Below are 11,634 nucleotides of genomic sequence, written 5' to 3'. Positions count from 1 at the left end.
CCGGTGGAGGGTGTTTGTCGGCCAAAAGCCTCGCGCGACCGGCCCGGGATTCCTAGCGCGTGAAAATGTCTACATTTTTGTGAGACACCACGCTAGGGATGCCCGGAACGACCATAATTTCAAGGCCGCTGGCTCTTCGGCCAACCAGGAATGCCCATGATGCAGGAAACAGTGAAATCCGAACGCGGAGTTCCCGCCAAGATCGCCAATGAGCTGCGTCTGCTCATCGCCCGTGGCACGTTGGCGCCCGGGATGCGGCTGGGGCAGACCGAACTGGCCGAGCAATTCAATGCCAGCCGCGTGCCCGTGCGCGAGGCGCTCAAGCTGCTGAGCTCGGAAGGCATCATCGAGCACGACCCCAACCGGGGCTTCTTCGTCACCCGGCTTTCCCGCGATGAGGCCGAGCAACTGTTCGCCCTGCGCCATCTGGTCGAGGACGAATTGCTCAAATCCGTCGACTGGCCGGACGCCGAAGAGCTTGCCGAGCTCGAACGCCGCGAACAGCGCCTCGAAGACCTGCTCGACGAAGGCGACCGCACGAGCTGGTGGAACGAGCATCGTGAATTCCACACGATGATCTTCAACCTCTCGCCCAAGAAGACCATCGTGCGCGAGGCTATCCGCCTATGGGCATTGACCGATCGTTACCGCGCCCTCCTGCCGCTACCGCGCCGGAACAGTGAGGAGCGCAAGGTGGTGGACAAGCGCGAGTTGCTGAACGCCATCCGTCAGCAGGACAGCAAGAAGCTGCTCGCCGCCCGCCGCACCCGCCGCGAATCCTTCGAGCGGATGCTGCTGGAAACGCTGGAAGCACGCGGCCTCTAAAGCCAACCACCTGCCACGCTCAGCTCTAGCGGGCGATCCTCACGCGTTGCGGGCGCAGCGAAACCCGATATGCGATGTGGAGGTATCCACCGTCTGCGGATAGCGCGCGGCGGGGCGATAGCGCTGGCAATAATTGGGCGCGCACAGATGCGATCCGCCCTTGAGCACGCGGCGGGGAAAGCCGCTATAGGGGTCACGGCTCGCATCCTCGCTGGCGCCCCGCGGATTATGCGGCGCGCAACAGGGCTTGGTCGGCGCGTCATGCCGATCGACATACCAGTCGCTCGTCCACTCCCACACATTGCCAATCATATCCCACAAGCCAAAACCATTTGCCGCATAGGCCCGCACCGGCGAGGTGCGCAGATAGCCGTCCGAGAGATCATTCTGGTGCGGGAAATCGCCCTGCCAGGTATTCGCCAGCATGGCCCCGCCGGGGTGCAGTTCATCGCCCCAGGCGAAGGCCTTGCGATCCAGCCCGCCCCGCGCGGCGAATTCCCATTCCGCTTCCGTCGGCAGCCGCTTGCCCGCCCAGGCCGCATAGGCCTCCGCATCGGCGCAAGCGATATGGACGACGGGATGATCCGCCAGCCCGTCGATGGAACTCTCCGGCCCCCAGGGGTGGCGCCAGTCGGTCCCGAAGGAGAATGTCCACCACCCCATTGGATCGTGCAGCGGCACGGGGGTCGGCGGCGGCGTGAACAGGGACGAGCCGGCCTTCAGCATCGCCGGATCGGCACCGGGATAGTCGGCAGCGTCGGGCACCGTTTCGGCCACCGACACATGGCCGGTCGCTTGCACGAACCGCGCGAACTGCGCATTGGTGACTGGCGTTTCATCGATCCAGAAAGCATCGACCGAGGCCGGATGCGCGGGGCCCTCATCGGAATAATGGTCGTCCGACCCCATCCAGAACTGCCCGCCCGCCACACGGATCATGCCGTCTTTAATCTCTGGCGCACTCATCATGCCACCCTGCGCCTGATCGGTCATCGCTTCTGCTTGCGTCCTTCCTGAGTCTCGATCCGCCGGTCCTCGAGACTGCGGCGGACGAGATAAGCATCAATGGCGTCGACCTGTGCCGGCGTCAGCTGGCCTGCGAAGCTGGGCATGCCCATCTCCGCCAGCGCGCCGCCCAGAACGACCTGCGAAAAACCCTTCGTGCCGAGCAATCCCGTCCGGCGCAAGTCCGGATAGGCGCCGGCGCTCACCGCCCCGCTGCCATGACAGCGCAGGCAGAAGCGGCCGAACAGTCCGTCGCCCTGCGCGATTTGGGCCGGCGTCCCCTTGTCCACCACATCGGGGAACGGCAGTGGCTCGGCCGGCGTGAATGCAGGCAGCTTCGCCGCCCCATCCAATTTGAACACCAGCAGCCGGTTGGGGCCGATGGTCTTGCCGGCCTTGAGCGCCATCACCCCGCCGGTGAGTGGCCAGCCGCCGCCCCAGCCGGCCATGACTGCGATATATTGCACCCCGTCCAGCCGATAGCTGATCGGCGGCGCGACGATGCCGGTCTGCGCATCGAACGACCAGAGCTGCTTGCCGCTCTCGTCATCATAGGCGACCAGCCGCCCCTGCGCATTGCCGCCGAAGACGAGGCCGCCCGCCGTCGCCAGCACGCCGCCATTGAAGGGCGCCGCTTCCTCGCTTGTCCAACGCGGTTTGCGGGCAATCGGGTCCCAGGCGATCAGCCGCGCCTTCATGCTGTCGTACAGCGCCTTGCGGTCCGCCGCGCTCATCGCGCCACCGCCGCTCATCGCGACGCCGGACGTATAGGCGCCGATCACCTGCGCTTCCTGCGGGTTGGGGCCGAAAGGCATGCCGACGTCCTGCGCCGGAATGTAGACCAGCCCCGTGCGGGGACTGAAGGCCATGGGCGGCCAATTATGCCCGCCGCCTGAGCTCGGGAACTGGAAATGCGGCTTGCCGGTGCGGTAATAGCGTGCTTCCGGCACGATGTCCGGACGGCCGGTCTTGGGATCGATGCTCTTCGCCCAATTCTGCGGCACATAAGCGGTGGCATTCAGGAACTCGCCGGTCGCGCGGTCAAGAATGTAGAAGAAGCCGTTTTTGGGCGCCTGCATCAGCACTTTGCGCGGCTTGCCATCGATCTCCATGTCCGCCAGCACGATATTCTGGGTCGCGGTATAATCCCAGGCATCGCCCGGAACCTGCTGGAAATGCCAGACATATTCGCCGGTCGAGGCCCGCAGCGCCACGATGGAGGACAAGAAGAGATTATCCCCCTTCCCGTCCGAGCGCATCTGATGATTCCATGGCGAGCCGTTACCGGTGCCGATGTAGATGAGGTCCAGCGCGGGATCATATTCGATCGCATCCCACACCGTGCCGCCACCGCCATAGCGCCACCACTGGCCTGCCCAGCTTCCCTGCGCCTTGGCCAGCACCGTGTCGGACGCGGCATTGTCCTTCGTGCCCGGCTTCCCGGGGACGGTGTAGAAGCGCCAGGCCAGCTTGCCGCTCGCGGCATCATAGGCACTGACATAGCCGCGCACGCCAAACTCGGCGCCGCCATTGCCGATAACGACATTGCCCTTGATGACGCGCGGCGCCCCGGTGATCGTGTAATTCACCGCAAAGGGGCCTGACTGGTCGATCGTCTGCGTTTCCCAGACCGGCTTGCCGCTTTTGGCATCCAAGGCAATCAAGCGCCCGTCGAGTGCACCGACATAAACCCGGCCCTGCGCCACCGCGACACCGCGCGAGACGGGCCCGCAGCATGAACGTGCGGACGCCGCCCGGACTTGTGGATCGTAGGTCCATAGGCCCTTGCCGGTGCGGGCATCGATGGCGGAGACGACATCATAGGCGCTGACCACATAAAGCACGCCATCGACCATGATCGGCGTGGCTTCCTGCCCGCGATCCGTCTCCAGATCGAAGGACCAGGCCAAGCCCAGCCGTGACACGGACTCGCGATCGATCTGGTCCAGATCGGCAAAGCGCTGCGCCGTCTCGGTGCGACCATGCAGCGGCCACTCGACATCGCCGCCGGTATGACCAACGTCTGCGGCATCACGGCAGGCTGAAGGGAGGAAAAGCAGCAGCGCGGCCAGCGCCATCATGCGCCTGAACATCAAACCCACGATTAAAATTCCCTCTCCCTCGGCCCACTGCCACCCGTCGCGCGCTATGCGGTCCGTTCCGCGTCCGCCAGCGCCCGGCCGAGCACCGGATGCGCGAAGTGCATCGCCAGTTCCTGCCGATAAGGCCATGTCTGCCGCTGGTTGTCGACCAGTTCATCCGGGCCGAGCGGGTCTTCCGGGAAGGTCTTGGTCAGCGGCTGGAGATGCGCGATGGTCTTGTACCAGCCGGCATCATAGTCCGCCTGCCATTGCACGACATAATCGAGCCGCTTGATCTTCCAGACGCCGTCCTCGCGCACATAATCATTCTCATACATGCCGGCTTCGTAGAACTGGTCGGGCAGGCCCTCCGGGCGATAGTCGCGGCTCTCATGATTGCCGCCGAGCAGCAGCGCGCGAAACCGGCCCTTGGCGGTGCGGCGATCCGGCGCGACGGTGATGATGTCCTGCATCTGGAAATGATCTAGCAAGAAGCCATAGACCGGGCCGGGGCGCCCTTGCGTGAAGAACTGGCGAAACCAGTCGCCATAGAGCCGCCGCGCACCCACCTTGCCGCGATAGATGCCGGAGAGAAAGATGATCTCGGCATCGTCGGAGAACAGCTCGGCCAGTTCGTCCGAACGGTTATAATCGGTATAATAGCCATAGGCATTATGGAGCCGGCGGATTGCATTGAGATCCTCCAGCATCCCGATCCGCTCGGTCAGAGCCTTCACATCGCTGCGCAGCGCTTCGATCTCGCTCATAATCCTGCTCCTGATTGCTCTTTTGCTCTGTGCGGGCGCCCTGATCATCGCTGGACGCCTCATTCGCCAAGGCATCGGTTGCTCCCGATTGCAAAGCAACGGCCCGGTCCGCTATCAGTTATAAGGGAGGGGCTATCGCTTATGGCATTCACGATCCGGCAATTGGAGATTTTCGTCGAAGCGGCGAAGGACGAGAATTTCCGTATCACGGCGGATCGGCTGGGGATCAGCCAGCCCTCGATTAGCAATCATATCAAGGCGCTGGAGCAGAAAGCCGGCGCTCGCCTGTTCGATCGTCAGCGCGGATCGACAGCGCGCCTCTCCGCTCTGGGCCGCGATTTGCTGGATCAGGCGCGGTTGCTGCTGCGTGAGGCGAACAAGGTTCAGTTGGGCGCCACGGCCGGCAATGCGCAGAGCTATGTGCTGCGGGTCGCTGCCGGCCCTTATCTTATCGATCAATGGATCAGGCCGTGCCTGCCGGATTATTATGCGCGCGGCCAGGTGCCGAATGTGGAGCTGATTCTCTCCGCGCCGGGCGAAGAAATGCTCTCCATGCTCCGCAGCGGCAAGGTGGACGTCGCCTTCTTCACCGGGCGCCCGCCGGTCGCCCCGGATCTCACCATCGAGACGCTGCGGCGCGTGACCAGCAGTCTCTTCGGCACGTCCGCGCTGGTCGAGGCGGTGGGGAGCGATCCTGCCAAGATCAGCGCCGCCCCGATGATCATGATGCCGGACAACACACCGCATAATGACTGGCTGATCAACGCGCTGGCCGATGCGTGCATCTACCCTTCCAATGTCGTCGCGCGACCGCAGTTCACCGATGTCGCGATGGGGCTGGCGCTCAATGGCACGGGCCTTGCCATGCTGTTCGACGAAGAAGCCGCGCCTGCCACTGCGCGCGGACAACTCCATCGCATCCCGGTCGATTTCGAGCCGGGCTATCGTCTGATGCTCTCACGCAAGGGGTTCGACGATGCCCGCGGGCGCCTCGCCATCGATCATCTCCGCCGCACGCTGCAGGCCGGACGCGCCGCCAACTGAGGGTACCGGCCGACGCCTGCCCTCTTCACTCCGGCGCATCTCAGTGGCGCGGCACGGAACGCTCCGCGCTCTTGGTCATTGTGCTAGCGATCAAGGAGACCGCACATGATGAAAACTTTGCTCGCCGGCGCGGCGATTGGTTATTTCGGCAAGAAGCTCTACGATGAAGGCAAGCTCGATCCCTATATCGCGCGCGCCAAAAGCACCCTCGCCGAGCTTTCCCCTGAACAGGCGGACACACGCGCCCCGCGCGGCGTCGGTCAGGACGAACAGCCCAATATGGCATTCTGAACCGGGGTTGCAGCCGAGAGTCGGCCAGCACCCGTCCAGTTGAGAGGCACATAAAAAGGGGCGCGGTCATTCCGCGCCCCTTTCCGTTCTCTCTCGCAGCGTCTGAGATCAGAAGCTGTAGCTAAAGCCGATCTTGACGCCGTGGTCCTTCCACTGGTCGCCGATATTGCCCACGTAGGTGGCGCCGATGGAGCCGCCGGGCATGATGTTGGCCTGGACGCCGCCCTCAAGACGCAGGGTATCGCGCGTCGTGGGCAGGCCCGCGACCGTGAACGCTTCATCTGTGGACAGGATGTTGCGGCTGGTCGCATCGACATCGCCAAAGCTGCGCAGCCAGGCTGCCGAGACGCGCGGGCTGAGCACCGTGGTGGCGCTGACCGGCACTGCCCCGCCCAGACGCAGACCCAGAGTGGTGTAGGTCACATCGCGGGTGCTGTCGGTGACGCCCAGCGCGGTCAGGGCGCTGCCCGTCTCGGTGAAGGCATCGCTCTTGAGATGGACATGGGTCACGCCGGCAAAGGGCTCGGCGGTCACCGCGCCCAGCGGGAGAGCATAGCTCACCTCACCGAAGGCAGAGGCGCTCTTGGCATCATAGCTGCCCGCCAGCGCATCGTTGACGCCCAGGAACGCCACCTTGCGCGTCCCGTTCACGTCGAGCCAGCTATAGGAAGCGCCGATCCGGGCGCGCAGGGCGCCCCAGCCGCCGCCGGCATAGACCAGCGCGCTGTTGCCATTGACGGTCGCCTCGCTGCTGCGCCCGTCGACCCGCACCTTGTTCTGCTCATGCGCAAAGGCCACGCCCAGACGCCAGCCACCAAGGCCCGTATCGACACCGGTGATGAAGCCGAAGGTGCTCTGCGTCGCCTTGATCGCATTGCCATTGCTCTTGAGCGTGCTCCACGCACCGATGCCCTGGCCCCAGACCGCCGTGCTGCCATCGCGCAGCGTGCGGGCCGACGAGCCGGCGCCGGCCAGCGTGCGGCTGACGACATCGGCCTGCTCCATGCGGCCGATCACCATGTCGCCGAGACGGCGAGTGCCGTCCACCATCAGCGTGCCCGTGGTCGCCCACAGCTCGCCCGAGAGCGCATCGAACGCGCGGACGGCGCCGGCTTCCTCAAGCTGCCCGGCTACCGCGCGGGACAGGCTGGCATTGTCGTCACTCGCATCCAGCGCAAGCGCCACGGCCAATTGGTTGGGTGTCACCGCCACGCTCTCGAAGCTGCGATTGTTGCGCGTCAGCACCAGCCTGACATTATTGGCGTCATAGCTCAGCTCCGGCGTCAGGAACGGCAGATCGACATCGGTGGCCGCAAACTGCCCGGTCACCCCGCCCGCGGCCGTGATGATCGTGTACTCATTGCTGAAGCGATAATTGCCTGCAGCCGCCAGCACCGAAACCGTGCCACCCTGAATGGTCGCCGTACCGCCGACGATCAGCTTGTCGCTCTCGCCCTCGGCATTGACCTCCACCTCATAGGTCGAGCCTGCCTGGAACACGACATTGCCCGCTGCGGTGAGCGTGCCGATCGAGTTGCCCGGCAGCAGCGTGCCGCCATTGCCGACCACGATATTGTTCACCTGCCCGCGACCGCCCAGGGCCGCATCGCTGCCGACCGTGATCGTGCCGCCCATCGAGCCGTTCACCCGCGTCACGATGCCCTCAAGGTTGAGCGCACCGGTGAACGAGCCAAAGCTCTCCCCGGTCAGGTTGATGCTGACGGGCGCGCTGGACGGACCGTTCAGCGCAATCGTCCCGCTGCCGCTGAAGCTGCCGCCGAACAGCGTGTTGCTGCTCTGGTTGACGGTCAGCGTGCTCGTGCCCAGGCTCACCGTCCCGCCCGCGCCACTCAGGCCTGCAACGGTCTGGTCGGTGCCACTCAGGTCAAACTCGCCATCATCCACGACCAGATCGGTCGCGCTGTCGAGCTGCGCCAACAGCCGCACCCGGCCCGCCTGCACCACCGTCGACCCGGTATAGCCATAGTCGCCCGAGAGCAGCAGCGTGCCCTCACCCTGCTTGATCAGGCCACCATTGCCGGACAGCGCGCCGGTATAGTCATAGTCGCCAATCTGGTTGAAGATCAGCGTGCCATTGTTGGTGGCATCGGCCAGCAGATCGCCATTCTTCAAGCCATTGCCCACCTGCAGCGTACCTGCGGTGTCGATCAGCAAAGTGCCGCCCAGCTTGCCCGTCAGCAGCACCGTGCCGCCATCGATGGTCGCATCGCCCGCAAAACCGCTGCTGTCACCCGAGAAGGTGATCGTGCCCGTGCCCGTTTTCAGCACTGTGCCCGTGCCGCTCAGCCTGCCCTTGTAGCTGGTGGTCGCGGGGTTGGCGAACACCAGCTCGCCCTGTTCGGCGACATTGACATTGTTGCTGATCGTCCCAACAAACAGGGCCGTACCCTGCTGCACGTCAAGCTGGACGCCGCTCATCGAGCCGCCGAAGGTCACTCTATTATCGCCGGTCTTGATCACCGTGCCTTGGCCGGAAATCTGGCCGAGATAGCTCACATCGTCCGCACGATCGAACAGCAGCGTGCCGTAATTGGTGACATTGGCAGTGATCGAGCCGGTCGTGCCGCCGTTGCCGAGGTTGACCGTGGCGCCGTTGCTGATCCCCAGACCGCCTTCGAAATCGCTGGCGTTGGTCAGGGTGAGCGTGCCGGCAGACACGTTCAAACCGCCCGTTCCGGTGATCCGTCCGGAAAAGACCTGCGAGGCATTGGCCAGCATCAACCCCGCATCACCGACGATCACCGTTCCGCTGCCGCCAAGATCCTTGATCTGTGCGCTGGCTGCACTGGTCAGGTCGAAGGTACCATTGACCGTTACGGAACTCGATTGGTTCACCCGGCCCTGATTGGAGAGGGCCAGTGTGGCATCGGCATCAATCGTCGTGGCGCCCGTGAAGGTATTCATCCCGCTCAGGGTGATCACCCCGCCCGCCACGGTCAGATCGCCCGTGCCGGAAATGACCCGGTTGTGATGAAGCGCATCGGAACGATCGAACACCAGCAGACCGTTGTTCACAAGGTCGCCGTCGAAGGAGCCACTGGTGCCGCCATTGCCGATCTGCAGCGTGCCGTCCTGCCCTATGATCGTGCTTGCGGCACTCGTCGTGTTGGCCAGCACCAGCAGGCCGCTGTCCACATTTAACGAGCCAGAATAATTGCTGCTGTCACCAGACAGGATCGTCGTACCGGCAAGCACATCGACCACGCCGCTGCCCGACAGGCCTGCAGCCAGCACATAATCCGTGCCGGTGTGGTTCAGAACCAGCTTGCCCGCCCCGGCACCGAACTGAATGCCGTTGACGGCATCGATCACGCCGGCCGCCTGGGCCGCATTGCCTGCCGCCGCGCCAATGTTCAGCGTGCCCGTCGAACCGGCCTCATAAGCCAGCGTGATGCCGCGATTGCCGTCAGACTTGAGGGTCGCTCCATCGGAGACGGTGACGACGCCGCTGCTCCCGGCATATGTGCCCACCATGACGTAAGACGTGCCTCGCGCGAGCGTGCCTTCACCGCTGATGTTCAAAGTGCCCTGGCTGCCATCCACGAAGCCGACAATCAGCTTGTCACCGCCCAGCAGCGCCTCGTCCGTCACGGTGGCCGTGCCTGATCCATAGCTGCCGATGGTCATGTTCCGGTCGGTCGTTACGCTGGACCCGCTGCCTGAGACTGTCATCTGACCGTTGCCGTTGGCGCTTGCGCCAAGTCTCACATCCGCGTCACTGCCGGAGGCGGCAATCGTCGCGCCATCCGTCACGGTGAGAATGCCTTCGCCGCTGGTGCCGATCCCCAAGCCGCTTGCGCCGATGTCCCAGCGCGTTCCCGCGCCGCTGAGGGTGCCGGTGCCGAGCGATCCGGCATTTACGCCGAAACTCCCGCTGGTGGATTGCAGCGTCGCGCCGCCGGACAGGATGAGCGTGCCCTGGCCGCTCCCGCCGAACTGCAGGGACCCGCTCTGGAGATGGCTATTTTCGCCCGAAACGGTGATGGAGCCGACACTGCCCTCGACCGCACCGACGGACGTGGAGGTGTTGACCACGACGGTACCGCCATTCTCGATCGCCACGCTGCCGTCGCCATAATAGCCGACCGTCAGGAATTCGGTCGTGACCGTCGACCCCGTTCCCGTGACGAGCAGCGAACCGCTCTCATCTTCCATGCCCGGCATTGCCGAATTCGTGCTGTTGCTGACGATGATGTTGGGGGCGTTGAAGGTGCCGCCATTCACCACGGTCAGCGACGCCCCGTCGAGCCCGCCCAGGAAGACGATGTTCCCGCTCGTCGTACTGCCATCGATGACCGTCGCGCCGCCGGTGAGCATCATGTTGCCAGCAAAAGCGCTATTGTCGCCCGTGAGGGTCAACGCTCCGCTGCCGGTCTTGATCACAGAGCCCGAGCCTGAAATCGCACTGGAGAGCGTGTAATTCTCAGACTGGGCGAATTCGAGTTTCGTGGCACTGGTCGCAACGACGATACCACCGTTCAGCGTGGCGCCGCTGGCGAGTGTCAGCCTGTTGGTACCGCCCGTGAAATTCAGGGCCGCGGCCCGCTCGCCATTGCCACCAAGGCCGCCGGATACGGAACCGCCAGTCCCGATGGAAAGAGCAAGGTTCTCGCCTTGAATGCCTGCGCCGCCCGCACCGTTGGTGAACATCCCGGCCCCACCGGCGCCGCCTGTCACCGCTGTGTCGATCGTGAGGGTGGTGAGGCCGCTCATGTTCTCGATCAGGATGCCAAAGCCCCCGGCCCCGCCGAAGTTGCCGCCTTGGGCATCACCGCCCATGATGCTACCGCCGGAGATCGAAACAGTGCTGCTGCCGGTGCCGCCGGTGAGCACAAGGGCAGACCCGCCATTGCCGCCAAAGGACTGGCCTTCGCGGCTCCCGCCGCCCGCGCCGCCGGTCAGTATGCTGTCCGTAATGCTGATGGCCGTATTGCCGGCCGGCTGGTCGATGACCAGACCGCTGCCACCATTGCCGCCGACGCCAGCCCAGCCATAGGCGCCGCCCGCGCCGCCGGTGGCACTGACGGTGATTGCGTCGTAGGAGTCGTTAAGACCGGTGACGACCGCGCCGAAGCCGCCGCCGCCACCGCCGCCGCCATATCCGGCAATTCCAGCAAGGCCACCATTACCGCCATTGCCGCCGGTGAGCGTTCCCGATGTCGGCAAATCTGTGATGAGTCCGACAAAGCCATGCGCGCCGCCGCCACCGCCGCCGCCTGAACTGTTGGCCCCGCCATCGGAGCCATCCGATCCCGCCTCACCGGGCGCAGCCCCTCCCGTCCCGGCGAAGCCGGGGTTGGGACCAGCACCGGCACCGCCATTGCCCCCTGTGATGCCACTGCCGCCGCCAGCGCCGCCGGAGAGATAGCTGGGATCTGTGCCAACGCCATCCGTCCCGTCACCGCCCGTGAAGGTGGTGCTGGCGCTCCCGCCAACGCTCGTGAAGCTGTTATCGCCCCCCGCACCACCGGTGCCATCCGCGGCGTAGGCGGGCATAGCTCCCACCGCGGCAAGGAACGTCGCGGCCACCGAACAGCGCAAAACAGATTTGAAGGACATAAGACGAATGTCAGCAAGCGGCTGAGCTTCAACGCGGTCAA

The 11,634-nt window shown here is 64.7% G+C and carries 7 protein-coding genes; 3 read left to right on the top strand and 4 right to left on the bottom strand.

What is annotated here, in order from left to right; translation table 11 throughout:
• Positions 1-156 precede the first annotated feature (156 nt).
• Positions 157-825, top strand: a complete 669-nt coding sequence (locus M2339_RS03390; RefSeq protein WP_264587507.1) for a GntR family transcriptional regulator — start codon at positions 157-159, stop codon at positions 823-825.
• 39 nt (positions 826-864) lie between these two features.
• Here M2339_RS03390 and M2339_RS03385 read toward each other — a convergent pair whose 3' ends face one another.
• The 3 genes from M2339_RS03385 to M2339_RS03375 are packed head-to-tail and all read right to left on the bottom strand — an operon-like array spanning position 865 to position 4,678.
• Complete coding sequence (locus tag M2339_RS03385; RefSeq protein ID WP_264588369.1) at positions 865-1,764, bottom strand: formylglycine-generating enzyme family protein; 900 nt, start codon at positions 1,762-1,764, stop codon at positions 865-867.
• Positions 1,765-1,814: 50 nt separating this feature from the next.
• The gene (locus M2339_RS03380) at positions 1,815-3,923 is read right to left on the bottom strand and encodes a PQQ-dependent dehydrogenase, methanol/ethanol family (RefSeq protein WP_264588370.1); all 2,109 of its coding nucleotides are present in this window, start codon (positions 3,921-3,923) and stop codon (positions 1,815-1,817) included.
• A 53-nt stretch (positions 3,924-3,976) separates the two neighbouring features.
• Positions 3,977-4,678: a nuclear transport factor 2 family protein gene (locus M2339_RS03375; RefSeq protein ID WP_181560132.1), complete on the bottom strand. Its 702-nt coding sequence runs from the start codon at positions 4,676-4,678 to the stop codon at positions 3,977-3,979.
• Positions 4,679-4,819: 141 nt separating this feature from the next.
• Between M2339_RS03375 and M2339_RS03370 the strand changes: the two genes are divergently transcribed.
• Together M2339_RS03370 and M2339_RS03365 are read left to right on the top strand one after the other, a co-directional pair.
• The gene (locus M2339_RS03370) at positions 4,820-5,722 is read left to right on the top strand and encodes a LysR family transcriptional regulator (protein WP_264587508.1); all 903 of its coding nucleotides are present in this window, start codon (positions 4,820-4,822) and stop codon (positions 5,720-5,722) included.
• Positions 5,723-5,827: 105 nt separating this feature from the next.
• Positions 5,828-6,013, top strand: coding sequence for a hypothetical protein (locus tag M2339_RS03365; protein ID WP_181560134.1), 186 nt, complete (start codon positions 5,828-5,830; stop codon positions 6,011-6,013).
• Positions 6,014-6,121: 108 nt separating this feature from the next.
• Here the strand turns inward: M2339_RS03365 and M2339_RS03360 are convergent, their stop codons facing one another.
• Positions 6,122-11,530 carry an autotransporter domain-containing protein gene (locus M2339_RS03360; protein ID WP_264587509.1) on the bottom strand — a complete coding sequence of 1,803 codons (5,409 nt, stop codon included), beginning with the start codon at positions 11,528-11,530 and terminating at the stop codon, positions 6,122-6,124.
• Between the last annotated feature and the right edge of the window lie 104 nt (positions 11,531-11,634).

The organism is Sphingobium sp. B2D3C, from assembly GCF_025961835.1.
Taxonomy (GTDB): domain Bacteria; phylum Pseudomonadota; class Alphaproteobacteria; order Sphingomonadales; family Sphingomonadaceae; genus Sphingobium.
This window is presented reverse-complemented; position numbering and strand designations above follow the sequence as displayed.

Bases quoted from the DNA above. Each gene is read 5' to 3' on its own strand.
- M2339_RS03370 (WP_264587508.1), top strand. From the start codon at position 4,820: ATGGCATTCACGATCCGGCAATTGGAGATTTTCGTCGAAGCGGCGAAG.
- M2339_RS03385 (WP_264588369.1), bottom strand. From the start codon at position 1,764: ATGATCCGTGTGGCGGGCGGGCAGTTCTGGATGGGGTCGGACGACCAT.
- M2339_RS03360 (WP_264587509.1), bottom strand. From the start codon at position 11,530: ATGCCCGCCTACGCCGCGGATGGCACCGGTGGTGCGGGGGGCGATAAC.
- M2339_RS03365 (WP_181560134.1), top strand. From the start codon at position 5,828: ATGATGAAAACTTTGCTCGCCGGCGCGGCGATTGGTTATTTCGGCAAG.
- M2339_RS03390 (WP_264587507.1), top strand. From the start codon at position 157: ATGATGCAGGAAACAGTGAAATCCGAACGCGGAGTTCCCGCCAAGATC.
- M2339_RS03375 (WP_181560132.1), bottom strand. From the start codon at position 4,678: ATGAGCGAGATCGAAGCGCTGCGCAGCGATGTGAAGGCTCTGACCGAG.
- M2339_RS03380 (WP_264588370.1), bottom strand. From the start codon at position 3,923: ATGTTCAGGCGCATGATGGCGCTGGCCGCGCTGCTGCTTTTCCTCCCT.